The 24,981-nt window shown below is 63.7% G+C and carries 15 protein-coding genes; 9 read left to right on the forward strand and 6 right to left on the reverse strand.

Going from position 1 to position 24,981, the window contains the following annotated elements; translation table 11 throughout:
- Window positions 1–27: 27 nt before the first annotated feature.
- Complete coding sequence (locus AC2CGW_RS06910) at window positions 28–2,082, forward strand: 2Fe-2S iron-sulfur cluster-binding protein (RefSeq protein WP_484573751.1); 2,055 nt, start codon at window positions 28–30, stop codon at window positions 2,080–2,082.
- A gap of 182 nt (window positions 2,083–2,264) precedes the next feature.
- Here the strand turns inward: AC2CGW_RS06910 and AC2CGW_RS06915 are convergent, their stop codons facing one another.
- The 5 genes from AC2CGW_RS06915 to AC2CGW_RS06935 form a co-directional block, all read right to left on the reverse strand.
- The gene (locus AC2CGW_RS06915; protein WP_484573752.1) at window positions 2,265–3,845 is read right to left on the reverse strand and encodes an aldehyde dehydrogenase (NADP(+)); all 1,581 of its coding nucleotides are present in this window, start codon (window positions 3,843–3,845) and stop codon (window positions 2,265–2,267) included.
- 57 nt (window positions 3,846–3,902) lie between these two features.
- The gene (gene garD / locus AC2CGW_RS06920; RefSeq protein ID WP_484573753.1) at window positions 3,903–5,456 is read right to left on the reverse strand and encodes a galactarate dehydratase; all 1,554 of its coding nucleotides are present in this window, start codon (window positions 5,454–5,456) and stop codon (window positions 3,903–3,905) included.
- 79 nt (window positions 5,457–5,535) lie between these two features.
- Complete coding sequence (locus tag AC2CGW_RS06925; RefSeq protein ID WP_288377240.1) at window positions 5,536–6,891, reverse strand: MFS transporter; 1,356 nt, start codon at window positions 6,889–6,891, stop codon at window positions 5,536–5,538.
- Window positions 6,892–6,993: 102 nt separating this feature from the next.
- The gene (kdgD, locus tag AC2CGW_RS06930) at window positions 6,994–7,905 is read right to left on the reverse strand and encodes a 5-dehydro-4-deoxyglucarate dehydratase (protein ID WP_186664298.1); all 912 of its coding nucleotides are present in this window, start codon (window positions 7,903–7,905) and stop codon (window positions 6,994–6,996) included.
- A 403-nt stretch (window positions 7,906–8,308) separates the two neighbouring features.
- Window positions 8,309–9,121, reverse strand: a complete 813-nt coding sequence (locus AC2CGW_RS06935) for a gamma-glutamyl-gamma-aminobutyrate hydrolase family protein (protein ID WP_186664299.1) — start codon at window positions 9,119–9,121, stop codon at window positions 8,309–8,311.
- A 414-nt stretch (window positions 9,122–9,535) separates the two neighbouring features.
- Between AC2CGW_RS06935 and AC2CGW_RS06940 the strand changes: the two genes are divergently transcribed.
- Window positions 9,536–10,561, forward strand: a complete 1,026-nt coding sequence (locus AC2CGW_RS06940) for an Ldh family oxidoreductase (RefSeq protein ID WP_484573754.1) — start codon at window positions 9,536–9,538, stop codon at window positions 10,559–10,561.
- 1,020 nt (window positions 10,562–11,581) lie between these two features.
- On the opposite strand, the gene AC2CGW_RS06945 is transcribed toward AC2CGW_RS06940, so the two are convergent.
- Complete coding sequence (locus AC2CGW_RS06945) at window positions 11,582–12,079, reverse strand: hypothetical protein (RefSeq protein WP_484573755.1); 498 nt, start codon at window positions 12,077–12,079, stop codon at window positions 11,582–11,584.
- Between the two features lie 322 nt (window positions 12,080–12,401).
- On the opposite strand from AC2CGW_RS06945, the gene AC2CGW_RS06950 reads away from it, so the two are divergent.
- The 7 genes from AC2CGW_RS06950 to AC2CGW_RS06980 all read left to right on the forward strand — a co-directional run bounded on the left by AC2CGW_RS06950 (window position 12,402) and on the right by AC2CGW_RS06980 (window position 24,961).
- Window positions 12,402–13,601, forward strand: coding sequence for an amino acid aminotransferase (locus AC2CGW_RS06950; protein WP_186664305.1), 1,200 nt, complete (start codon window positions 12,402–12,404; stop codon window positions 13,599–13,601).
- A 280-nt stretch (window positions 13,602–13,881) separates the two neighbouring features.
- Complete coding sequence (locus tag AC2CGW_RS06955; protein WP_186664307.1) at window positions 13,882–15,162, forward strand: serine/threonine transporter; 1,281 nt, start codon at window positions 13,882–13,884, stop codon at window positions 15,160–15,162.
- Window positions 15,163–15,284: 122 nt separating this feature from the next.
- On the forward strand, window positions 15,285–15,785 hold the full coding sequence (tpx, locus tag AC2CGW_RS06960) for a thiol peroxidase (RefSeq protein ID WP_186664309.1): 501 nt from the start codon (window positions 15,285–15,287) through the stop codon (window positions 15,783–15,785).
- A 212-nt stretch (window positions 15,786–15,997) separates the two neighbouring features.
- Entirely contained in the window at window positions 15,998–17,269 is a 1,272-nt protein-coding gene (locus AC2CGW_RS06965) for an MdtA/MuxA family multidrug efflux RND transporter periplasmic adaptor subunit (protein WP_411382602.1), read from the forward strand.
- The gene (locus AC2CGW_RS06970) at window positions 17,266–20,364 is read left to right on the forward strand and encodes an MdtB/MuxB family multidrug efflux RND transporter permease subunit (protein WP_484573756.1); all 3,099 of its coding nucleotides are present in this window, start codon (window positions 17,266–17,268) and stop codon (window positions 20,362–20,364) included. Before AC2CGW_RS06965 ends, AC2CGW_RS06970 begins: the two co-directional genes overlap by 4 nt.
- Window positions 20,361–23,471, forward strand: a complete 3,111-nt coding sequence (locus AC2CGW_RS06975) for an efflux RND transporter permease subunit (protein WP_484573757.1) — start codon at window positions 20,361–20,363, stop codon at window positions 23,469–23,471. The genes AC2CGW_RS06970 and AC2CGW_RS06975 overlap by 4 nt, the downstream gene beginning before the upstream one ends.
- Entirely contained in the window at window positions 23,468–24,961 is a 1,494-nt protein-coding gene (locus AC2CGW_RS06980; protein ID WP_186664316.1) for an efflux transporter outer membrane subunit, read from the forward strand. Before AC2CGW_RS06975 ends, AC2CGW_RS06980 begins: the two co-directional genes overlap by 4 nt.
- Window positions 24,962–24,981 lie beyond the last annotated feature (20 nt).

A 24,981-nucleotide genomic window follows, 5' to 3' on the forward strand; every position in this document is an offset into this window, starting at 1 on the left:
CCCTCACTCAACCGCCCAGGTGCCACCATGAACAAGCCTACGTCGGACCTCAAGCCCTCGCCATGGCACGACGGCGAGCTTGCGCTGCAACGCAGCGTCGGCGCGATCGAACGCATGGTGGGGACCGGCAAGGTGCAGATGTCGCGCGACTTCATGCCCGACCAGCACCGCGAGTTCTATGCCCAACTGCCTTTCGTGGTGCTCGGCAGCGTCGATCCGCATGGCAATCCGTGGGCAACGCTGCGCACCGGCCAGCCCGGCTTCATGCAATCCCCCGATCCGCGTCGGCTGCTGCTGGACCTGCCCCGTGAGCCCGCCGATCCCGCCGATGCCGGGCTGGAGGACGGTGACGGCGTGGGCATGCTTGGCATCGAGTTGCACACCCGCCGACGCAATCGCCTGAACGGCTTCGTGCGCCGGGCAGACGACAGCGGTTTTACCATCGAGCCGACCCAGTCCTATGGCAACTGCCCGCGCTATATCAATCTGCGCCGCTATGTCTTCGATGACAGCACACCCGGTGAGCCCTGCGAGTCTACCGAGCTGAGCGCAGCAGACCGTGCCGTGGTGGCCGCTGCCGATTCCTTCTATGTTGCCTCGTATGTGGTGCGCGATGGCGTGCGCCAGGTGGATGTCTCGCACCGCGGCGGCAAGCCAGGCTTTGTCCACATCGACGCCGACGGCACGCTGAGCGTCCCTGATTTCAATGGCAACCTGTTCTTCAACACTCTGGGCAACATGCTGCTCAACCCCCGTGCCGGGCTGGTGTTCGTCGACATGCGCAGCGGCGACCTGCTGCAGATGACCGGGCGTACCGAGGTGATCGTCGACGATCCACAGACACTGGCCTTCATCGGCGCCGAGCGCATGTGGCGGTTTTACCCCGAGCGGGTCGTGCGCCGACCGGGAGGGTTGGCGCTGCGCTGGGTCGACATGGATGACGGCATCTCGCCCAATGTGTTGATGACCGGTAGTTGGGAGGACATGCAGGCGCGCCTGAAAGCCGCGGCATTGCAGCAAAGCTGGCGTCCGTACCGGGTAACGCAGATCGTCGACGAGAGCGAGCACATCCGTTCGTTCCACCTGGCGCCCGACGATGGTTTGGGCTTGCCGGTGCGCCAGGCGGGGCAGCACCTGCCGATCCGAGTACGGTTGCCTGGAGAGGAGGCGCCATTGGTGCGCACCTACACCTTGTCTGGCGCGCCGGCGGACGATGCGCTGCGCATCAGCGTCAAGCGTGAGGGTGTGGTCTCTCGGCACCTGCATGAGCAGGTCAGGGTCGGTGACCTGATCGAGGCGCGTGCGCCGGCTGGAGCCTTCACCCTCGATGCTGCGGTACGCCGGCCCGTGGTGCTGCTGGCTGCGGGCGTGGGGGTGACCCCGGCATTGGCCATGGCCAGGCACCTGGTCAATGAGGGACGGCGTACACGCTACGCCCGGCCTGCCTGGGTGTTCCAATCGGCGTCGAACCGGGCGCAACTGGCCTTTGCCAGCGAGTTTGCCACGTTGGTGGCAGCCTCCGAAGGCAAACTCAGGCATATGCGCCTGCTCAGCGATGCCCGCGGTGCGGTCGCAGGTGAGGACTATGAGCGCGAGGGGCGCCTGGGCGTCGATCTGCTGCGCGAGGTGCTGCCTTTCGATGACTACGACTTCTACCTGTGCGGGCCGCAGGGTTTCATGCAACAGATGTACGACGGCCTGCGCGCACTGGATATCAACGATGCACGGATCCACGCCGAAGCCTTCGGCCCATCGAGCCTGCGCCGCACGGGCAACGAGCAGCAGGCCGCGCCGGCCTTGCCGGCGGTGGCCGCTGAGTCGGTTGCGGTGATGTTCATGGACTCGGCGAAAGAGGCGCGCTGGAACCCGGGAGATGGCTCGCTGCTGGAGCTGGCCGAACAGCGTGGCCTTGAGCCGCCTTTTGGCTGCCGTGGCGGGTCGTGCGGAAGCTGTCGGACCCGCGTGCTCAAAGGGGCGGTTACCTATGCCGAGGCACCGGAGTTCGCCGTGGCGCAGGACGAGGCGTTGATCTGCTGCGCGATGCCGGCCGACGGATCCGGGCCCTTGCATCTGGCGTTGTGATAGCAAACTGTCTCTTCGATTGGACTGCCCCCAACAAGTTGGACACAAATCCAACCCTTGGGGGCAGTCCACCCTGTGGGAGCGGGCTTGCCCGCGAACACGGGCGTAGCCCGTGCCAGGCAGCGCGGTATCTTTTTCGCGGGCAAGTCGCAGCGGCTAACCGCCGCTCCTACAAGCGCGCGTCAGAGCGCGCCGTCGCTCCACTGACCATTGACCAGGCGCCGCAACCCCAGTGGGTTGCCGTCCTGCAGGGCCTTTGGCAACAAGGCTTGCGGGTAGTTCTGGTAGCACACCGGACGTAGGAAGCGATCGATGGCCAGGGTGCCGACCGAGGTGCCGCGGGCGTCGGAGGTGGCCGGGTAGGGGCCGCCGTGCACCATGGCATCGCATACCTCAACACCGGTCGGATAGCCGTTGACCAGAATCCGTCCGACCTTTTCTTCCAGCAGCGGCACCAGCCAGGCATAGGCGTCGAAGTCTTCGGGCTCGCCGATCAGGGTGGCCGTGAGCTGGCCGCGCAGGCCCAGCAGCGCGGCGCGCAACTGCTCATCGCCACAGACTTCGACCGCCACGGTGGTGGGGCCGAACACTTCTTCCTGCAGCAGCGGATCGGCATCCACCAGCAGGCGTGCGTCGGCCTTGAACAGTTGGGCGCGGGCCTGGCTGCCTTCCTGCGCCTGGCCGGCCAGGTGCTCGATGCCGGCGTGCGCGTGCAGGTGTTCCAACCCGCCCACATAGCTGCGCAAGCCGCCGGCATTAAGCAGGGTCTGCCCCGCCTGCTGCGCCAGGTGTTGGCCGAGGTCTGTGAGCAACTGGCTGAACTGTGCCGACTGCAAGCCGATCACCAGCCCTGGGTTGGTACAGAACTGACCGGCCCCCAGGCACACGGAGCCTGCCAGTTCACGGGCGATGGCGTCGCCGCGTTTGGCCAATGCGCCAGGCAGCACGATTACCGGGTTGATGCTCGACATCTCGGCGAATACCGGGATCGGCTGCGGACGTTCGGCGGCCATGCGGCACAAGGCATCGCCGCCCTTGAGCGAGCCGGTGAAGCCGACCGCCTGGATGGCCGGGTGCTTGACCAGCCACTCCCCCACGCCACCGCCGAAGACCATGTTGAACACGCCCTTGGGCATGCCGGTGCGTTCAGCGGCACGGACGATGGCGCAGCCCACCAGGTCGGCGGTGGCCATGTGGCCGCTGTGCGCCTTGAACACTACCGGGCAGCCGGCAGCCAGCGCAGCCGCGGTATCGCCGCCTGCGGTGGAAAACGCCAGTGGGAAGTTGCTGGCGCCGAACACCGCCACCGGGCCTACGCCGATGCGCATCTGGCGCAAGTCCACTCGCGGCAGGGGTTGACGGTCCGGCAGCGCCAGGTCGATACGGGCACCGAGGAAATCGCCCCGGCGCAGCACTTGGGCGAACAGGCGCATTTGCCCGCTGGTACGGCCGCGCTCGCCCTGAATGCGGGCGGCGGGCAGGGCGGTTTCGCGGCAAACGATAGCGACGAAGCTGTCGTCCAGCTCATCCAGTTCGGCGGCAATGGCGTCGAGGAACTCGGCGCGACGGGTTGGCGGCAACTGGCGGAATTCGGCGAAGGCGGTGGCAGCGGCTTTGGCAGCTTGATCGACTTCGTCTTCGGTGGCTTGCATGAAGCTGTAGGGCAAGGCCTCGCCAGTGGTGGCGTCCAGGCTCTGCAGGCGCTGCTGGCCGGCGGCACTGCGCTGGCCGGCGATGAAGTTATGGCCGAGGATCTCAGGCATGAGGTGCTCCTGTAGGTAAAGTGCAAGGTCCATCCATCCCCCATGGAGGGAAGGCTGTCAGGTAATCGGTGCCGGGTTGAACAGAGTGATGTCGTTATGCAACTTGTGCCGCTCGGCCCAGGTCTGCTTGCGGCCGCTGGCAACGTCCAGGTAGTAGTGGAAGAGCTCCCAGCCCAGCTCCTCGATGCTTGCGCGGCCGCTGGCGATACGCCCGGCATCGATGTCGATCAGGTCGGGCCAGCGCTGGGCCAGTTCGCTGCGGGTGCAGACCTTGACCACGGGGGCCATGGCCAGCCCGTAAGGTGTGCCGCGACCTGTGGTGAACACATGCAGGTTCATGCCCGCAGCCAGTTGCAGGGTGCCGCAGACGAAGTCGCTGGCCGGCGTCGCGCAGAAGATCAGGCCTTTGCGTGCGACGCGCTCGCCCGGGCCGACCACGCCCTGGATCGCAGCGCTGCCGGACTTGACGATCGAGCCCAGGGACTTTTCGACGATGTTCGACAGCCCGCCTTTCTTATTGCCCGGCGTGGTGTTGGCGCTGCGGTCGGCTGCACCCTGTTGCAGGTAGCGGTCGTACCAGTCCATTTCGCGCACCAGCGCTTCGGCCACTTCCGGGGTTTCGGCACGGGAGGTGAGCATGTAGATGGCATCGCGGACCTCGGTGACCTCCGAGAACATCACCGTGGCACCGGCGCGCACCAGCAGGTCGGCGGCATAGCCCAGCGCCGGGTTGGCGGTGATGCCGGAGAAAGCATCGCTGCCGCCGCACTGCATGCCCAGGATCAGCTCACTGGCCGGCACCGTTTCGCGACGGCGTTGGTCGAGCTTCTTCAGGCGGGTTTCAGCCAGTTGCATGATCTGTTCGATCATCTCGACGAAACCCAGCGAAGCGTCCTGCAGGCGATACAGCCAGGGCTCGCTGAGGTCCACGGACGGGTCGTCTTCGTGCATCACCTGGCCGGCCTGCAGCTTTTCGCACCCCAGGCTGATGACCAGGGCTTCGCCGCCCAGGTTGGGGTTGCGCGCCAGGTTGCGCACGGTGCGAATGGGGATATAGGCGTCACGCGCGTTGATCGCCACGCCACAGCCGTAGCTGTGGGTGAGGGCGACCACGTCGTCGACGTTGGGATACTTGGGCAGCAGCTCGTCGCGGATGCGTTTGACCGCGTGGTCGAGCACGCCGGTCACGCATTGCACGGTGGTGGTGATGCCGAGGATGTTGCGGGTACCGACGGTGCCGTCGGCGTTGCGATAGCCTTCGAAAGTAAAGCCTTCAAGAGCTGGCAGGGCCGCGGGAACCGCGTCGCAGCGCGGCAGGCTGTCGAGTTCGGGGGCAGCGGGCATCGATAGCTGGGTTTCCTGAACCCAACTGCCCTGACGCAGGTCTTGCAGGGCATAACCGATGATCTGTCCATAGCGGCGTACAGGCTCGCCCTGGTGGATATCGACGGTGGCGACCTTGTGGCTTTGCGGCACGCCCTCGACCAGGGTCAGGCCATCGGCGAAGCGCGCACCTTCGCCCAGGCCACCGTCATTGACCACCACCACGACATTGTCGTCATCGTGCAGGCGGACGTAGCGGGGCGACTCGGAATGTTCGATCAACTGCATGGTCAGGCCCTTCTTGTGATTTCTTTCAGGCTTTTATACGGCCACCGACGCCCATCCCGGGGCGCCGGCGTACTTCAGGTTACTGGCGCGAGCCGGCCAGTTCGGCGTTGGGCGCCGCTTGCGGTGTGGCTTCGTCCTTGAGCTCGATGCGCTTGATCGGGCCGACGATCACCAGGTAGCTGAATACCGCTACCAGCGCATTGGCACCCACGTACACCAGTGCCCATTTGAACGAGCCGGTGGCACTGATGATGTAGCCGATGACGATCGGCGTGGTGATCGAAGCGATGTTGCCGAAGGTATTGAACAGGCCGCCCGAGAGCCCTGCGATCTGTTTGGGCGAGGTGTCGGCGACCACTGCCCAGCCCAGGGCGCCGATGCCTTTGCCAAAGAAGGCCAGGGTCATGAAGCCGACCACCATCCATTCGGCGTCCACGTAGTTGCAGAACACCATGGTGGTGGACAGCAACAGGCCACAGACGATGGGCAGCTTGCGCGAGAAGGTCAGCGAGTTGCCGCGGCGCAGCAGCCAGTCCGACAGCACACCGCCCAGCACCCCACCGATGAAGCCGCAGATGGCCGGCAAGGAGGCTATGAAGCCGGCCTTGAGGATGGTCATGCCGCGCTCCTGCACCAGGTACACCGGGAACCAGGTCAGGAAGAAGTAGGTGATGGCGTTGATGCAGTACTGGCCCAGGTACACGCCCAGCAGCATGCGGCTGGTCAGCAGTTGCTTGATGTAGCCCCACTTCGGGCCGTCGTTGCCGCGTTTCTGGTCCATGTCCACCAGGCCGCCGTTCTGCTCGATGTGCTCGAGTTCGGCCGGGCTGATGCGCGGATGCTGGCGAGGGTTGTAGATGGTCTTCATCCATACCATCGAGAACAGGATGCCCAGGCCACCCATGACCACGAACACGTGTTCCCAGCCGAAGCTGAACACGATCCAGCCCATCAGCGGTGCGAACAGCGCGGTGGCGAAGTACTGCGCCGAGTTGAAGATCGCCGAGGCCGTGCCGCGTTCGGCGGTGGGGAACCAGGCCGCAACGATCCGGGCGTTGCCCGGGAACGACGGGGCTTCGGCGAACCCGACCAGAAAGCGCAGGGTGAACAGGGTGACGACTGCCCAGGCCACCGGCAGGCCGCCGACGAAACCTTGCAGCAGGGTGAACAGCGACCAGGTGAAGATGCTGAATGCGTAGACGTTCTTCGAACCGAAGCGGTCCAGCAACCAGCCGCCGGGAATCTGCCCGGCCACGTAGGCCCAGCCGAAGGCGGAGAAGATATAACCGAGGGTGACCGCGTCGATGCCCAGATCCTTCTGCAGGCTTGAACCGGCGATGGCGATGGTGGCGCGGTCGGCGTAGTTGATCGTGGTCACCAGGAACAGCATGAACAGGATCAGGTAGCGTACATGCGTCTTTTTCGTCGCTTGCATGCTGGTGTTCTCCCACTATTTATTGTTGTGCGGGGCATTCGGATTGTGGGCCGGAGCGCGGCTGGCGCTCCGGCAGCGGCATTGGCAGGCCGCGGGGGTCGCTTATTGCGGGCCCATTTTGTCCATCAGGGCGGCGAGCATTTCGTACTCTTCCCCGGTCAGGTCGGTCAGCGGGGTGCGTACCGGGCCTGCGTCGTAGCCCGCGAGTTTGGCGCCGGCCTTGACGATGCTCACCGCGTAACCGGCCTTGCGGTTGCGAATGTCCAGGTACGGCAGGAAGAAGTCATCGATCAACTTGCCGACCGTGGCGTGGTCGTCGCGGGCGATGGCGTTGTAGAAGTCCATTGCGGTCTTGGGTACGAAGTTGAACACGGCCGAGGAGTAGACCGGCACGCCCAGTGCCTTGTAAGCCGCAGCATACACCTCGGCGGTCGGCAGGCCACCCAGGTAGCTGAAGCGATCGCCCAGGCGGCGACGAATCGACACCATCAGCTCGATATCACCCAGGCCATCCTTGTAGCCGATCAGGTTCGGGCAGCGCTCAGCCAGTTTTTCGAGCTGTGCAGCGTTCAGGCGGCAGACGTTGCGGTTGTACACCACCACACCGATCTTCACCGACTTGCACACGGCTTCCACGTGGGCGGCTACGCCGTCCTGGCTGGCTTCGGTGAGGTAGTGCGGCAGCAGCAGCAAGCCCTTGGCACCCAGACGCTCGGCTTCCTGGGCGTACTCGATGGCCTGGCGGGTGGCACCGCCTACACCAGCCAGGATCGGTACGGAGGTGGCGCAGGTGTCAACGGCAGTCTTGATCACCTGGCTGTATTCGCTGGCAGCGAGGGAGAAGAACTCACCGGTGCCTCCGGCGGCGAACAGCGCGCTGGCGCCGTAGGGGGCCAGCCATTCCAGACGCTTGATGTAGCCGGCGGGATTGAAGTCGCCCTGGGCGTTGAAGTCGGTGACGGGGAACGACAACAGGCCGTGGGAGAGGATGGATTTCAGTTCTTGTGGATTCATTGTTGTAGGCATCCTGGGGGCGCTTGGGTAAGAAGGTGTACCAAGGTGAGAGGTAAGTTATCGTACAACTTACACTATGACTAGCCCTGCCTGAGAAAATTTTTGAAGCGACGCCTATCCGTAGGGCCCTGTCGCGGTGTGCGTCAGCTCCCGGTGGATCAGCCATAGCTGTGATTTTGTAGGAGCGGCCTCGTCCGCGATAGAGCCGCAACCACCAGCCGAAACGGCTGATCGTGCACTACGGCCGATCAGTCATCGTATGTCTTGAGGAAAAAAAAGATCGCGGAGACAGGCACAAGCCCGCCGCCCGCTTCCACGGGAAGTGTTCTGGGACCAGCAGAGGGTGACCGGGGAAGCAGGGGCGACCTTGCGCCGCCCCGCGATCAAAGCTAACGAAGAGGGGTCAGGCCGCCTGGTGGCGCTTGCTGGCCTGGGACTTGCGGACCTGGGCGCGGCAGGCGTCGCCGAAGGCTTGGAACATCTTGATCGAATCAGGGTTCTTCGCCGCTTGCCACTCGGGGTGCCACTGCACCGCGAACAGGAAGGGCGAAATGCTCGGTGCATGAATTGCCTCGACCAGGCCGTCTTCGGCGTGGGCGATCGGCTCGATGCCTTCACCCAGGTTGCGCAGGCCCTGACCGTGCAGCGAGTTCACGCGGATCTCGTCGGTGCCCAGGGTGTCGCGCAGCCAGCTACCGGGCTTGATCTTCACGCCGTGGGAGGCGGCGTATTGCACATCGACCGGGTCTTCAGGGTTTTCGCGGTGGTCGTTGAAGCCAGGTTCGGCGTAGACCTTCTGGTAGATGTCACCACCCAGGGCCACGTTGATTTCCTGCATGCCACGGCAGATGCCGAAGATCGGCAGGCCGCGGGCGATGGCCAGTTGTACCAGGGGGATGTCGAACAGGTCGCGATCCTTGTCCTGGGCCTTGCCGGGGGTTTCGTTCTCCTGGCCATAGAGGGCCGGATCGATATTGCTGCCGGCGCCGGTCAGGTAGACGCCGTCGGCCATGTCCAGGTACGCCTCGAGGGCGTCGGTGCCGCAGCAGGTAGGGACCAGAACCGGTACGCAGTCGGCGAAATCGACCAGGGGAGTGATGTATTTATGGGTCATGACCTGATAGTCGTGACCTTTGCGCTCTTGGGTACCCATGGTCATCAGGACGACGGGTTTGCGCAGGGCGGGTTGCTTGTTGCCAATGTTGCTGTTGGACATATGTCACCTTGGGACAGGTTTTACCTGTCGTTGTTGTGCAGGTCCGCGGCCTTTGGCCCTTGATGCGTGACCTGTGGTCCCGAGCACTGCCGGCGCGGCCTGAAGGCTGCGGACCGGTCGGGACATGCTTCATAGCTTGCCAGAGCCGTTTAATATGTCAAACGACTGGCGGGTCGGTTTCAGGGGGCGATCTGCCTGTTTTTGGGGGCTTCGCCTGCTGGAAGCCCGAGCCGACAAGGCTTTGGCAGGGCAGTCGGTCAATAATATTTAACGACGCAGTTGGGTCATTGCAGCGCTGCAATAAATCTGGCGTTTGCGCGCTTGCCGGATTTGACAGCACACCCTTGCCGAGGGAAGAGTGGCAGACATTGCCCTGGGCTATCGCCATTCCAAATCCAATAAAGGGAGTTTCAGATGTCTGCACCATCCACCGATCCCGTCGTACGTGTGCCTCTTGCGCAGTTGCAGGAGCGGTTGCAGCAGATCTTCCAGCGTCATGGATGCAGCGAGTCAGTGGCCGCAGTGCTGGCCGCCAACTGCGCCAGCGCCCAGCGCGATGGTGCTCACAGCCATGGTGTGTTCCGCATGCCGGGTTATGTCTCGACGCTAACCAGCGGTTGGGTCGATGGCGCTGCGGTGCCCGAGGTCACGGATGTCGCCCCGGCCTTCGTGCGGGTCGATGCCAAGGGCGGTTTCGCCCAGCCAGCCCTGGCTGCGGCACGCACGTTGTTGGTGGAGAAGGTGCGGCAGGCGGGTATTGCCGTGCTGGCTATTCATAACTCCCACCATTTCGCGGCGCTTTGGCCGGATGTGGAACCCTTTGCCGAAGAGGGCCTGGTTGCATTGAGCGTGGTCAACAGCATGACCTGCGTGGTGCCCCATGGCGCCTGCAAACCGTTGTTCGGCACCAACCCCATCGCGTTCGCCGCACCTTGTCAGGGACTCGCCCCGATCGTCTTCGACATGGCCACCAGTGCCATGGCCCATGGTGATGTACAGATCGCCGCGCGCGAGGGTGAGCAGTTGCCGCCCGGTGTTGGCGTCGATGCCGAGGGTAAACCGACCACCGATCCCAAGGCCATCCTCGAAGGCGGCGCCTTGCTGCCGTTCGGTGGGCACAAGGGCTCTGCGCTGTCGATGATGGCCGAGCTGCTCGCGGCGGCGCTGACGGGCGGGCATTTTTCCTGGGAGTTCGACTGGTCGCAGCATCCAGGCGCCAAGACACCCTGGACCGGACAGCTGATCATCGTCATCGACCCGAGCAAGGCTGAAGGTGGACGCTTTGCCGAGCGCAGCCGGGCGTTGGTGGAGCAGATGCAGGCGGCAGGGTTGTCGCGCCTGCCTGGGGAGCGGCGGTTCAGGGAGCGGGCGGTTTCGGAGCGGGAAGGGGTGGCGGTTGATGGGCATGACTGGCGAGAACTTCAGGCGATGTTGGACTGAACAGCGCCTGATTTGCAGGTTGCTTTCAATCTCAGCTTTCGTCATGACGCGATAGATGAACGAGTTGGTAAAGCAGGCTGATCCCGGTAACCCATAGCAAGGAGCCCCATGTCACTCCATCCACTTGCAGGAGTTCATGACGTCCAATGGTGGTGCATGAGGTCATCCCGAGGATCATGAATACAAGGCACAGGCCCAGTCGGACGGACGTGCGTTTGCACAAATAATTGAGAGTTATGAAAAGGACCAAACAGCCAATCGTGGCGTAGAGCAGGGGCATACGTACTACTCCCGTGCTATCAAGAGGGTAATTGATGAAGTTTGCGGGCCAATACCGCCATTGACCTGGGCGCTGATGGAAACAATCACGTCTCCAGCGTGAGTTGTAGATAATCTGCCTTTGAGCGTTCCCCTGACGCCCGGGGGCTGTCAGGGCTCACGGTCGAACCAGCGACTGCGCTCGAAGAGCAGAGGAAAGCCTGCCAATATAAGAAAGACGCTCCATTCTCCGCCGTTCCAATAGAGGACTTCGCGACTGCCTATATGAGTGCAGGTCGCAATGCCTGTTGTCAGGAAAAATAAATACAGGAGTCTGCGTAGCGCCACAGGCTTGCATAGCCAGTCGAGCAACAGGCTGGTGACGATAATGCACGCTATCTGGATTATTTCCGGCATCGTGCGCTTATAGAATTATCATGATGTTAGTCACCTGTATGTCCAGTGCCTTGAAATGGCATCGACTCTTGCCAGGGCGGCCCCGATCAGTTCTTTTGACGATCAAAGAACGAGGAGCGTTTCCACAGGAGAAAATACCCGAGGCTGGAAAAGAACCATCCCCACCACCCACCGTCCAATGCCAGTACTTGCTCTGTTCCCAGTTGGGAGCAAGTCGTGATACCCAATGTGATGAGTGATAGCCCCAAAACGCGGCGGATGGTTGCGGATTTGCACAGCCACTCAAGTAGGACAGTGATCGTTAGCAGGGCGATGGTGAGATAAATTTCCGGCATCGCAAGCGTCTCAGAGAATAAGCGTCAAAGCTGAGACTTGAGGGCCAATTCCGCCTTTGACCTGAGCCTCAAGTGAAACCAGTACATCCGAGGAATGGAAGGTGGGGAGCTGGTTCCTGATCGCGATTGTCGCCGCAGCCCCGGTTGTTCCTCCAGCAATCTTGCCTGCAAGTTTCCCGAAGGCTCCCGCAACTCCCGCTCCTGTAGCAGCGGAGATCGCCGCGCTAACCAACGCCGCCACTGTTATCCGGTTTTCGTTGAGCTGGTCGGCCAGCTCCCTCGTAAGTGGTCTAGATACGAGGATCTTGATATGACAGGGCAGTTTCCCCGGGAGCATCCGGTCGTACAGTTCCCGTGCATTGATAGTCACCTTGTAGTGCGCTCCATGAACGGATGGCAGGCTCAGCTTGGGGAGGTCACAGCATTGACCAGGTTGGATGATGGATTCGCTGATGTCGAATGCGATCCCGTAGCGTCCGACATGGTGATAAGTCTTTTCAGCTCGCATGCGCGCTCTTCAGCTGATGGGCTGGCCCGACGAGCTGCGAACGATGCCGTGATGGAGATGCAGGAGTCTGCCGGCTTGATCTGGCTTTTCTGTGGGATATCTCCCGCGATCTTGCAAACGGCTCGCTCCCACGGGAGCCGCGCCAGTTTTCGGATTTTCAGCAAGACAGTGGCTGCTGCAAAAATCAACAGATGTGCACTATCGGCACTGCTATGCAAACCTGCATTCACACCTTGCACATTCAGTGATGTTCCTTGCGCGTCACTGCAGGTATGCTCGGGGAAGCCTTTCCGAACTGTCCTGATCCAAGGAGCTGCACGCTGTGTTCAAACATGTCGATGCCTATGCCGGCGACCCGATTCTCTCGTTGATGGAAGCCTTCAAGGTCGATCCCCGCGCCGACAAGGTCAACCTGAGTATCGGTCTGTACTACGACGAAGCTGGCGTGGTGCCGCAGCTGCCGTCGGTGGGCAAGGTCGAGGAGCGTCTGGCCGGCCAGCCGCATGAGGCTTCGCTTTACCTGCCCATGGAAGGCCTGGCCAGCTACCGCCAGGCGATCCAGGCGCTGCTGTTCGGTGCCGACCATCCGGCAGTGACCGGCGGACGTGTCGCCACCGTGCAGACCGTGGGCGGCTCGGGTGCACTGAAAGTCGGTGCCGACTTCCTCAAGCGCTACTTCCCGCAGTCCGAGGTGTGGGTCAGCAATCCGACCTGGGACAACCATCGCGCGATCTTCGAAGGCGCGGGCTTCAAGGTGCACACCTACCCGTACTTCGACCAGGCCACCCGCGGCCTGGATTTCGACGGCATGCTGGCGAGCCTGCAGACCCTGGCCAAGCACAGCATCGTCCTGCTGCACCCGTGCTGCCACAACCCTACCGGCGTCGACCTGAGCCAGAGCCAGTGGCAGCAAGTGGTTGAGGTGGTCAAGGCTCGCGAGCTGATTCCGTTCCTCGACATCGCCTATCAGGGCTTCGGCGAAGGTCTGGCCGAAGACGCCTACGCTATCCGTGAAATGGCCCGTGCCGGTGTGCCGTGCCTGGTCAGCAACTCGTTCTCGAAGATCTTCTCGCTGTATGGCGAGCGGGTAGGGGGCCTGTCGGTGGTCAGCGATGATGCCCAGAGCGCCCAGAGCGTGCTGGGTCAGCTCAAGGCCACGGTGCGCCGCAACTACTCCAGCCCACCCAGCCATGGTGCGCTGCTGGTCGCCGGCGTGCTCGGCGATGCCGGCCTGAACGCCCAGTGGCAGGCGGAAGTCGAGACCATGCGCAAGCGTATCCTCGACATGCGCCAGGGGCTGGTCGATGCACTGGCCAAGCAGTTGCCAGGCCAGGACTTCCAGTTCTTCCTGCGCCAGCGTGGCATGTTCAGCTACACCGGCTTCAGTGCCGAGCAGGCGCGCCGCCTGCGTGACGAATTCGGTGTCTACATCATCGACAGCGGCCGGGTGTGCATGGCTGGCTTGCGTCCGGACAACCTGCAGCGTGTCGCCGAGGCGTTTGCGGCGGTGCAGCAGGGCTGATCCGCCGGGCCAGGCATGCCTGGCCTGTGGGAGCGGGCTTGCCCGCGAAACAAAGAGGTGAGATTACCGACGCCTTCGCGGGCAAGTCGCAGCGGCGAACCGCCGCTCCCACAACGATTCGCTTCCTCTTCTCAAAACAGGTGCCGTCCCTCGGACGGGGCTTCGCAACAGCACCTATTCAGTGCACAATCGCGCCCCTCTTTTTCGGTTGAGGTGGCGTGAGGCTTCTATTTCGCCACTCTCAGCCTGTTGCAGTCTTGCGAGTGGAGTTGCACCCGGAATGAATGAGCAGGCCCAAAGCGTCGAACAACGCTTCGAATCGACCCAACAAGCCACCCTCGGTAGCTGGTCGCGTCAAGACACCACCTGGATGCTGGGCCTGTTCGGCACGGCCATCGGCGCAGGCACGCTGTTCCTGCCGATCAACGCCGGCCTCGGCGGCTTCTGGCCGCTGCTGATCCTGGCCGTGCTGGCCTTCCCCATGACCTACTACGCACACCGTGCGCTGACCCGTTTCGTGCTGTCCGGCAGCAAGGGCGGCGATATCACCGAGGTGGTCGAGGAGCATTTCGGCATCACCGCCGGTGCGCTGATCACCGTGCTGTACTTCTTCGCCATCTTCCCGATCCTGCTGATCTACAGCGTGGCGCTGACCAACACGGTCGCAAGCTTCATGGAGCACCAGTTGCACATGACGCCACCACCCCGCGCGATCCTCTCGTTCGTGCTGATCCTCGGCCTGCTGGCCATTGTGCGCTGCGGTGAGCAGGCCACGGTCAAGGTCATGAGCCTGCTGGTGTATCCCTTTATCGTCGCCCTGGCGCTGCTGGCCCTGTACCTGGTGCCGCACTGGAATGGTGGCATTCTCGATACTGCTGGCCAGTTGCCGTCTGGTTCGGCCTTCCTCCACACCCTGTGGCTGGCGATCCCGGTAATGGTGTTCTCGTTCAACCACTCGCCGATCATTTCGGCCTTCGCGGTCGATCAGAAGCGCCGTTATGGCGAGCATGCCGACGCGCGCAGTGGGCAGATCCTGGCCCGTGCCCATCTGCTGATGGTGGTGATGGTGCTGTTCTTCGTGTTCAGCTGCGTGCTGACCCTGAGCAGCGCGCAACTGGCCGAGGCCAAGGCGCAGAACCTGTCGATCCTGTCGTACCTGGCCAACCACTTCAGCAATCCGGCCATCGCCTTCGCCGCGCCGCTGATCGCCTTCGTCGCCATCGCCAAGTCGTTCCTGGGCCACTACATCGGTGCCAGCGAAGGCCTCAAGGGGATCATCGTCAAGACCGGCCTGCGCCCGGGGGCCAAGGCCCTGGATCGTGTGGTCGCGGCGCTGATGCTGGTGGTGTGCTGGATCGTCGCCACGCTCAATCCGAGCATTCTGGGCATGATCGAGTCGCTGGGCGGCCCGATCCTCGCGGTGCTGCTGTTCCTGATGCCGATGTACGCCATCCGTCGTGTGCCGTCGATGCGCAAGTACAGCGGCGCGATGTCCAACCTCTTCGTCGTGGCGATCGGCCTGGTGGCCCTGAGTTCGGTGGTCTACGGCCTGCTGAACTGAGGCCGTCGCACAGAGCAGGCGGGCGCGCGGCAATCCGCGCCTGCCTGTTGCTCGAAGCTTGCAGCCCGACGCTAAAAGCGATTAACTCGGAATCCTTTTCAAACCTTATAAGGATTTCTGCCATGGCTCAAGTGACTCTCAAAGGCAACCCGGTTCAGGTCAAGGGCGAGCTGCCCAAGGTCGGTGCCCAGGCGCCTGCCTTTTCCCTGGTCGGCGAAGGCCTGGCCGACAAGTCGCTGAAGGACTATGCCGGCAAACGCAAGGTGCTGAACATCTTCCCGAGCGTCGACACTCCGACCTGCGCTACCTCGGTGCGCAAGTTCAATGCCCAGGCCAATGACCTGGCCAACACTGTGGTGCTGTGCATCTCCGCCGACCTGCCGTTCGCCCAGGCGCGCTTCTGCGGCGCCGAAGGCCTGGAGAATGTAAAGAACCTGTCGACCCTGCGTGGTCGTGAGTTCATCGAGAACTACGGCGTTGCCATCGCCGACGGCCCGCTGGCCGGCCTGACCGCCCGCGCCGTTGTGGTACTGGACGAGAACGACAAGGTGCTGCACGCCGAACTGGTCGGGGAAATCGCCGACGAGCCGAACTACGACGCCGCTCTGGCTGTTCTGAAGTAAACGCGGGCAGAGGGCCGCAGTGCGGCCCCAGCGGTTTACACACTGTTACGCCGGCCCGGAAGCCATTCCGGGCCGTTTTCATTTAAAGTTCATCGTTTTAGCAACGTCAGCCAATGGTAAATGCCTGGTAAAGGCCCTTTGCTAAAGCGATGCCAGTGCTTATCGTTCAATCTCCCCCGGTCGCCACTCTCTGAACAAGGTTCGTTCAACCCATGCAAGCTTCTGCCTCCCGTTCTCCCCGTCGCTGGCTGTTCGGCCTGCTGATCCTGCTGCTGGTGGCCTTGCTGGCCTGGTGGCTGTGGCCTGCCGCTGCCCCGACGCACAAGGAGCAGGGCGTGCGCATGGGCAAAGGCGGGCGCCCAGGCTTCGGGGCCTCCAGCGACCCGGTGCCGGTGCGCGTCGAACCTGTGCGGGTCGGCGACTTCCCGCTCTACTACAAGGCACTGGGTACGGTCACGGCGGCTAACACGGTCAATGTTCGCAGCCGGGTGGCGGGTGAGCTGGTCAAGATCCACTTCAAGGAAGGGCAGCAGGTCAAGGCTGGCGACCTGCTGGCCGAGATCGACCCGCGCTCGTACCGGATTGCCCTGCAGCAGGCAGAGGGCACCCTGGCGCAGAACCAGGCGCAGCTGAAGAACGCCCAGGTCGATCTGGCCCGCTATAAAGGCCTGTACGCCGAAGACAGCATCGCCAAGCAGACACTGGACACCGCCGAAGCCCAGGTCGGGCAGTTCCAGGGGCTGGTCAAGACCAACCAGGCTGCGGTGAACGACGCACGCCTGAACCTGGAGTTCACCCAGATTCGTGCCCCCATCAGCGGTCGCCTGGGCCTGCGCCAGCTCGATCTGGGCAACCTGGTGGCGGCCAACGACACCACCGCGCTGGTGGTGATCACCCAGACCGAACCGATCAACGTCGCCTTCACCCTCCCGGAAACCGAACTGGCCACCGTGCTCGAGCGCTACCGCAGTGGCGCGCGCCTGCCGGTCGAGGCCTGGGACCGCGGTGACCGCAAGCTGCAGTCCACCGGTGTGCTGGGCAGTTTCGACAACCAGATCGACACCACCACTGGCACCCTGAAGTTCAAGGGTTTCTTCGAGAACAAGGACCTCGCCCTGTTCCCCAACCAGTTCGTCAACGTGCGCCTGCTGGCCGATACCCTCAAGCAGGTGGTGCTGGCCCCGGCGGCGGCGATCCAGTTCGGCAACGACGGCACCTTCGCCTATGTGGTCAACGCCGAGAACAAGGTCAATGTCCGCAAGCTCAAGGTTGGTGCCAGCGACGGCGAGAACAGCGTGATCCTGGAGGGCCTGAAGGCCGGCGAGCGCCTGGTGCTCGAAGGCACCGACCGCCTGCGCGAGGGCACCCAGGTCGAGGTGGTCGACGACAGCTCGCAAGTGCCGACCACCCCTGGCCAGCACCTGCAAGGCCAGGAAGCCAAGGGCTCGGCCCAGACCGGTGAGTCGAGCAAGGCGGGCGCATGAACATCTCGCGGCTGTTCATCCTGCGCCCGGTCGCCACCACGCTGAGCATGCTGGCCATCGTCCTGGCCGGCCTGATCGCCTACAAGATGCTGCCGGTGGCAGCCTTGCCCCAGGTCGATTACCCGACCATCCGTGTCATGACCCTCTACCCGGGCGCCAGCCCCCAGGTGATGACCAGCGCGGTCACTGCGCCGCTGGAACGCCAGTTCGGCCAGATGCCGGGCCTTAGCCAGATGGCCTCGACCAGTTCGGGCGGCGCCTCGGTGCTGACCCTGCGCTTCAACCTGGACATGAACATGGACGTTGCCGAGCAGCAGGTCCAGGCTGCGATCAACGCCGCCAGCAACCTGCTGCCCAGCGACCTGCCGGCCCCGCCGGTGTACAACAAGGTCAACCCGGCCGATACCCCGGTGCTGACCCTGGCCATCAGTTCCGGCACCATGCCGCTGCCCAAGCTCAACGACCTGGTCGACACCCGTGTAGCGCAGAAAATCGCCCAGATCAGCGGCGTCGGCATGGTCAGCATCGCCGGCGGCCAGCGCCAGGCGGTGCGGATCAAGGTCAACGTCGATGCCCTGGCCGCCAACGGCCTGAACCTGGACGATGTGCGCACCTTGATCGGCGCCTCCAACGTCAACCAGCCCAAGGGCAACTTCGATGGCCCGACCCGGGTGTCGATGCTCGATGCCAACGACCAGCTGCGTTCGCCCGACGAATACGCCAACCTCATCCTCAAGTACAACAACGGCGCACCGCTGCGCCTGAAGGACGTCGCCGAGATCGTCGACGGTGCCGAGAACGAGCGCCTGGCGGCCTGGGCCAATGAAAACCACGCGGTGCTGCTGAACATCCAGCGCCAGCCCGGGGCCAATGTCATCGAAGTGGTCGACCGCATCAAGGAGATGCTGCCGTCGATCACCGACAACCTGCCGGCCGGCCTCGACGTCAGCGTGCTCACCGACCGAACCCAGACCATCCGCGCCGCGGTGCGCGATGTGCAGCACGAGCTGCTGTTCGCCATCGCCTTGGTGGTGATGGTCACCTTCGTCTTCCTGCGGCGGGTCAGCGCCACGATCATTCCGTCGATCGCCGTACCGCTGTCGCTGATCGGCACCTTCGGTGTGATGTACCTGGCCGGCTTTTCGATCAACAACCTGACCTTGATGGCCCTGACCATCGCCACGGGTTTCGTGGTGGACGATGCCATCGTCATGCTGGAGAACATCTCCCGGCACATCGAAGAAGGCGAAACGCCGATGCAGGCAGCGCTCAAAGGCGCCCGGCAGATCGGCTTCACCCTGATTTCGCTGACCTTCTCGCTGATCGCGGTGCTGATCCCGCTGCTGTTCATGGCCGATGTCGTCGGCCGGCTGTTCCGCGAGTTCGCCATCACCCTGGCGGTGGCGATCCTGATCTCGCTGGTGGTATCGCTCACGCTCACGCCGATGATGTGCGCGCGTTTGCTCAAGCGTGAACCCAAGGAAGAAGAGCAGAGCCGCTTCTACCGCGCCAGTGGTGCCTGGATCGACTGGCTGATCGAACGCTACAGCCACGCCCTGACGTGGGTGCTCAAGCACCAGCCGCTGACCTTGCTGGTGGCGGTGGGCTCGCTGGCGCTGACGGTGTTCCTCTACATCATCGTGCCCAAGGGCTTCTTCCCGGTGCAGGACACCGGGGTGATCCAGGGCATTTCCGAAGCCCCCCAGTCCATCTCGTTCAGCGCCATGAGCGAGCGCCAGCAGGCACTGAGCAAGGTGATCCTGCAGGATCCGGCGGTACAGAGCCTGTCTTCGTACATTGGTGTGGACGGGGACAACGCCACGCTCAACAGCGGGCGCCTGCTGATCAACCTCAAGCCCCATGCGGAGCGCGATGTCACGGCCAGCCAGGTGATCAGCCGCCTGCAGCCGCAGCTCGACCGGCTGGTGGGTATTCGCCTGTTCATGCAGCCGGTACAGGACCTGAGCATCGAGGACCGGGTCAGCCGCACCCAGTACCAGTTCAGCCTGTCCTCGCCTGACCCGGACATGCTCGCCGAGTGGAGCGGCAAGCTGGTCCATGCCCTGCAACAGCGCCCTGAGCTCACCGACGTTGCCAGCGACCTGCAGGACAAAGGCCTGCAGGTGTATCTGGTGATCGACCGCGACATGGCCAGCCGCCCGGGCATCACCGTCGCGCAGATCACCAACGCCTTGTACGACGCCTTCGGGCAGCGGCAGATCTCGACCATCTACACCCAGGCCAGCCAGTACCGCGTGGTGCTGCAGTCGCAGGCGGCGGCCAGCATTGGCCCGCAGGCGCTGGAGTCGATTCACGTCAAGGCCACCGATGGCGGGCAGGTTCGCCTCTCGGCGCTGGCGCGCATCGAACAGCGCCAGGCGCAGTTGGCCATTTCGCACATCGGCCAGTTCCCCGCCGTGATGATGTCCTTCAACCTCGGGCAGGGCGTGTCGTTGGGCGAAGCGGTGCAGGTGATCGAGCAGGTGCAGCAGGACATCGGCATGCCGCTGGGCGTGCAGACCCGCTTCCAGGGCGCCGCCGAAGCCTTCCAGGCCTCGCTGTCGAGCACCTTGCTGTTGATCCTCGCCGCCGTGGTGACCATGTACATCGTGCTCGGCGTGCTCTACGAGAGCTATATCCACCCGGTGACCATCCTCTCGACCCTGCCGTCGGCGGCCGTGGGTGCCTTGCTGGCGCTGCTGCTCAGTGGCAACGACCTTGGGATGATCGCCATCATCGGTATCATCCTGCTGATCGGTATCGTCAAGAAGAACGCGATCATGATGATCGACTTCGCCCTGGAGGCCGAGCGTCACCAGGGCATGAGCCCGCGCGAGGCGATCTACCAGGCCGCGCTGCTGCGCTTCCGGCCGATCCTGATGACCACCCTGGCGGCGCTGTTCGGCGCCTTGCCGTTGATGCTCGCCACCGGCTCCGGCGCCGAACTGCGCCAACCGCTGGGCCTGGTGATGGTCGGCGGGCTGCTGGTCAGCCAGGTGCTGACGCTGTTCACCACGCCTGTCATCTACCTCTACTTCGACCGCCTGGCGCGCCGCTGGCGCCCGGCCGCTGATACCGCGCAGGCCGAGGCATGAACCTGTCCGGACCGTTCATTCGCCGGCCCGTGGCGACCATGCTGCTGAGCCTGGCGATCATGCTGCTCGGTGGCGTCAGTTTCGGCCTGCTGCCGGTCTCGCCGCTGCCGCAGATGGACTTCCCGGTCATCGTGGTGCAGGCCAGCCTGCCAGGCGCAAGCCCGGAGGTGATGGCCTCGACCGTGGCAACGCCGCTGGAGCGCAAGCTGGGCAGCATCGCCGGGGTCAGCACCCTGACCAGCAGCTCAAGCCAAGGCTCGACACGGGTGATCATCGGCTTCGACCTGGGGCGCGACATCGACGGCGCGGCGCGCGAGGTGCAGGCTGCAATCAACGCCACCCGCAACCTGCTGCCCAGCGGCATGCGCAGCATGCCCACCTACAAGAAGGTCAACCCGTCGCAGGCGCCGATCATGGTGCTGTCGCTGACCTCGGACGTGCTGTCCAAAGGGCAGTTGTACGACCTGGCCGACACCATCCTCTCGCAGAGCCTGTCGCAGGTCAGTGGGGTAGGGGAAGTGCAGATCGGCGGCAGTTCGCTGCCGGCGGTGCGCATCGAGCTTGAGCCCCAGTTGCTCAACCAGTATGGCCTGGCGCTGGACGATGTACGCACCGCCGTGGCCAACGCCAACCAGCGCCGCCCCATGGGTTTCGTCGAGGATGCCGAGCGCAACTGGCAGGTACGCGCCAACGACCAGCTGGAAAAGGCCGATGACTACAAGCCGCTGGTGATCCGCCAGCAGAACGGTGCCATCCTGCGCCTGGCCGATGTGGCCAAGGTCAGCGACGGTGTCGAGAACCGCTACAACAGCGGTTTCTTCAACGACGATGCGGCGGTGCTGCTGGTGGTCAACCGCCAGACCAACGCCAACATCATCCAGACCGTGCAACAGATCAAGGACCAGCTTCCGGCCCTGCAGTCGCTGCTGCCGGCCAGCGTCAAGCTCAACGTCGCCATGGACCGCTCGCCGGTGATCAAGGCCACGCTCAAGGAAGCCGAGCACACGCTTCTGATTGCCGTGGTGCTGGTGATCCTGGTGGTCTACCTGTTCCTGGGTAATCTGCGTGCCTCGTTGATTCCGAGCCTTGCCGTGCCGGTGTCGCTGGTGGGCACTTTTGCGGTCATGTACCTGTGTGGCTTTTCGCTGAACAACCTGTCGCTGATGGCATTGATCCTGGCCACAGGGCTGGTGGTGGACGATGCCATCGTGGTGCTGGAGAACATTTCCCGGCACATCGAGAATGGCGCCAAGCCCATGCGCGCTGCGTTTCTGGGTGCCAAGGAAGTGGGGTTCACCCTGCTGTCGATGAACGTTTCGCTGGTGGCGGTGTTCGTCTCGATCCTGTTCATGGGCGGTATCGTGCGCGGGCTGTTCCAGGAATTTTCGATCACCCTGGCCGCAGCAATCCTGGTGTCGCTGCTGGTGTCGCTGACCCTCACGCCGATGCTCTGCTCGCGCTGGCTCAAACCCCATGCCCCACAACACCAGACGGGTTTGCAGCGCTGGAGCGACCGGGTGCACCAACGCATGGTCGAGGGGTACGACAAGAGCCTGGGCTGGGCCGTGCGTCATCGCCGGCTGACGCTGATCAGCCTGTTGGCGACCATCGTGCTCAACGTCGCCCTGTACGTGATCGTGCCCAAGACCCTGATGCCGCAGCAGGATACCGGTCAGTTGCAGGGCTTCGTGCGGGGCGATGACGGGCTGTCGTTCACCGTGATGCAGCCTAAGATGGAAATCTACCGCCGGGCGCTGCTCAAGGACCCGGCCGTGCAGAGCGTCGCTGGTTTCATTGGCGGTAACAGCGGCACCAACAACGCCTTCGTCCTGGTACGGCTGAAACCGATCGCCGAGCGCAAGGAGAATGCGCAGAAGGTCATCGAGCGTCTGCGCAAGGAGTTGCCGAAGGTGCCGGGCGGGCGCCTGTACCTGATGGCCGACCAGGACCTGCAACTGGGCGGTGGCGGGCGTGATCAAAGCACCTCGCAATACCTCTACACCCTGCAAAGCGGGGATCTGGCAGCCCTGCGCGAGTGGTTCCCCAAGGTGGCCGCGGCCTTGCGCAAATTGCCCGAGCTGACGGCCATCGACGCCCGCGATGGTGCCGGCACCCAGCAAGTGACCCTGGTGGTCGATCGCGACCAGGCCAAGCGCCTGGGCATTGACATGGACATGGTCACTGCCGTGCTGAACAACGCCTACAGCCAGCGGCAGATTTCGACCATCTACGACAGCCTCAACCAATACCAGGTGGTAATGGAGATCAACCCCAAATACGCCTGGGACCCGAGCACCCTGGAGCAGGTGCAGGTGATCACGGCCGAGGGTGCGCGGGTGCCGCTGTCGACCATCGCCCGTTACGAGAACAGCCTGGCCAATGATCGGGTCAGCCATGAGGGGCAGTTCGCCTCCGAAGACATCTCCTTCGACGTTGCCGAGGGCTACAGCGTCGACCAGGCCCTGGCGGCGCTGGAGCGCGAGGTGGCCAAGCTGGGCCTGCCGGAGTCGGTGATCGCCAAGCTCGGTGGCAGTGCCGACGCCTTCACCAAGACCGCCCAGGGTCAGCCGTTGATGATCCTCGGTGCACTGGTTCTGGTGTACCTGGTGCTGGGCATCCTCTACGAGAGCTACATCCACCCGCTGACCATCCTCTCGACCCTGCCGTCGGCGGGGGTTGGTGCATTGCTCACGCTTTACGTGACCGGCGGGGAGTTCAGCCTGATCTCGTTGCTGGGGCTGTTCCTGCTGATCGGGGTGGTGAAGAAGAACGCCATCCTGATGATCGACCTGGCCCTGCAACTGGAGCGCAATGAAGGCCTGTCGCCGGAAGAGTCGATCCGTCGCGCCTGCCTGCTGCGCCTGCGACCGATCCTGATGACCACCATCGCCGCCATCCTCGGCGCATTGCCGTTGCTGCTCAGCCAGGCCGAAGGCGCGGAAATGCGCCAGCCGCTGGGCCTGACGATCATCGGTGGCCTGGTCTTCAGCCAGATCCTCACCCTTTACACCACGCCCGTGGTCTACCTGTACCTGGACCGCGCGCGCCACCGTTTCAACCGTTGGCGCGGCGTGCGCACCGACGCCGCCCTGGAAACCCCGCTATGAACTTTGCCCAGACCCCGCTGCACCGCGCCCTGCAATTGCTGACCCGTGGCCGTGGATCGCGCCTGCTTGGCGCCGGCCTGTGTGTGGCGATGCTCAGTGCCTGTACCCTGAGCCCCGATTATCACCGCCCCGAGGTCAGCACCCCGACGCAGTTCAAGCAGGCCGAGGGCTGGACCCAGGCCAACCCCTCGGATGCCATCGCCCGCGGTGCCTGGTGGGAGCTGTATGGCGACAAGGGCCTGAACGCCCTGGTCGAGGAACTCAACCGCAGCAACCAGACGGTCGCCCAGTATGAAGCGCAGTACCGTCAGGCCCAGGCCCTGGTACGCAGCAGCCGGGCGTCGCTGTTCCCGTCGCTGAACCTCACCACCAGCAAGAACCGTTCAGCCCAGGGCACTGGCAGTTCCAGCTCGAGCCTGTCGAACAACAGCAGCGGCATTCGCGACACCTACAACGCGCAGTTGGGCGTGAGCTGGGAAATCGACCTGTGGGGCAAACTGCGCGAGACCATGAATGCCAACGAGTCCAGCGCCCAGGCCAGCCTCGCCGACATGGCGGCGATTCGCCTGAGCCAGCAGTCGGAACTGGTACAGAACTACCTGCAGCTGCGGGTCATCGACGAACAGAAACGCTTGCTCGAAGCCACCGTGGCCGCTTACGAGCGCTCGCTGCGGATGAACGAGAACCAGTACCGCGCCGGCGTCGCCGGCCCGGACGCCGTCGCCCAGGCACGTACCCAGCTCAAGAGCACCCAGGCCGACCTGATCGACCTGGCCTGGCAGCGCGCCCAGTATGAAAATGCCATCGCCGTGCTCATGGGCAAGGCGCCGGCCGAGTTCTCGCTGGCCGCCAGCAACGATATCCCTGCGCTGCCGCCGATCCCGGTGAGCTTGCCGTCGCAGTTGCTGGAGCGTCGTCCGGATATCGCCTCGGCCGAACGCAAGGTCATGGCCGCCAACTCGAACATCGGCGTCTCGCGCGCGGCCTATTTCCCCGATCTGTCGTTGAGCATGAATGGCGGCTATTCGAGCAGCAGCTTCAACAACTGGATCGAGCTGCCGAATCGCTACTGGTCGGTGGGGCCACAACTGGCATTGACCCTGTTCGACGCTGGCAAGCGCAGCGCCGAGGTGGACCGCACCGTGGCGGTCTACGACCAGACCGTAGCGCAGTATCGCCAGACGGTGCTCGATGGCTTCAAGGAGGTCGAGAACTACCTGGTGCAGTTGAAGGTGTATGCCGACGAAGCGGTGGTACGCCAAGAAGCGCTGGATGCTGCCCGTGAATCGTTGCGCCTGACCGAGAACCAGTACCGTGCCGGATTGATCGGCTATCTGGATGTGGTGAACGTGCAGACCACGGCGCTGAGCAACGAACGCAGTGTGCTGAATCTGCTGCAGGGGCGCCTGGTGGCCAGCGTGCAGTTGATCGCGGCATTGGGCGGCGGCTGGGAAGCGGGGCCGGCGTTCGCAGAGGCTGACAAACAGTAAGGTTGCAGTGCCGGCGTTAT

The sequence above is a fragment of the Pseudomonas sp. SYWMCR5 genome, from assembly GCF_057197165.1.

What these genes read in the sequence shown, in the direction of transcription:
- AC2CGW_RS06910 (WP_484573751.1), top strand. Translation starts at nt 28, where the DNA reads ATGAACAAGCCTACGTCGGACCTCAAGCCCTCGCCATGGCACGACGGC.
- AC2CGW_RS06915 (WP_484573752.1), bottom strand. Translation starts at nt 3,845, where the DNA reads ATGCCTGAGATCCTCGGCCATAACTTCATCGCCGGCCAGCGCAGTGCC.
- garD (WP_484573753.1), bottom strand. Translation starts at nt 5,456, where the DNA reads ATGCAGTTGATCGAACATTCCGAGTCGCCCCGCTACGTCCGCCTGCAC.
- AC2CGW_RS06925 (WP_288377240.1), bottom strand. Translation starts at nt 6,891, where the DNA reads ATGCAAGCGACGAAAAAGACGCATGTACGCTACCTGATCCTGTTCATG.
- kdgD (WP_186664298.1), bottom strand. Translation starts at nt 7,905, where the DNA reads ATGAATCCACAAGAACTGAAATCCATCCTCTCCCACGGCCTGTTGTCG.
- AC2CGW_RS06935 (WP_186664299.1), bottom strand. Translation starts at nt 9,121, where the DNA reads ATGTCCAACAGCAACATTGGCAACAAGCAACCCGCCCTGCGCAAACCC.
- AC2CGW_RS06940 (WP_484573754.1), top strand. Translation starts at nt 9,536, where the DNA reads ATGTCTGCACCATCCACCGATCCCGTCGTACGTGTGCCTCTTGCGCAG.
- AC2CGW_RS06945 (WP_484573755.1), bottom strand. Translation starts at nt 12,079, where the DNA reads ATGCGAGCTGAAAAGACTTATCACCATGTCGGACGCTACGGGATCGCA.
- AC2CGW_RS06955 (WP_186664307.1), top strand. Translation starts at nt 13,882, where the DNA reads ATGAATGAGCAGGCCCAAAGCGTCGAACAACGCTTCGAATCGACCCAA.
- tpx (WP_186664309.1), top strand. Translation starts at nt 15,285, where the DNA reads ATGGCTCAAGTGACTCTCAAAGGCAACCCGGTTCAGGTCAAGGGCGAG.
- AC2CGW_RS06965 (WP_411382602.1), top strand. Translation starts at nt 15,998, where the DNA reads ATGCAAGCTTCTGCCTCCCGTTCTCCCCGTCGCTGGCTGTTCGGCCTG.
- AC2CGW_RS06970 (WP_484573756.1), top strand. Translation starts at nt 17,266, where the DNA reads ATGAACATCTCGCGGCTGTTCATCCTGCGCCCGGTCGCCACCACGCTG.
- AC2CGW_RS06975 (WP_484573757.1), top strand. Translation starts at nt 20,361, where the DNA reads ATGAACCTGTCCGGACCGTTCATTCGCCGGCCCGTGGCGACCATGCTG.
- AC2CGW_RS06980 (WP_186664316.1), top strand. Translation starts at nt 23,468, where the DNA reads ATGAACTTTGCCCAGACCCCGCTGCACCGCGCCCTGCAATTGCTGACC.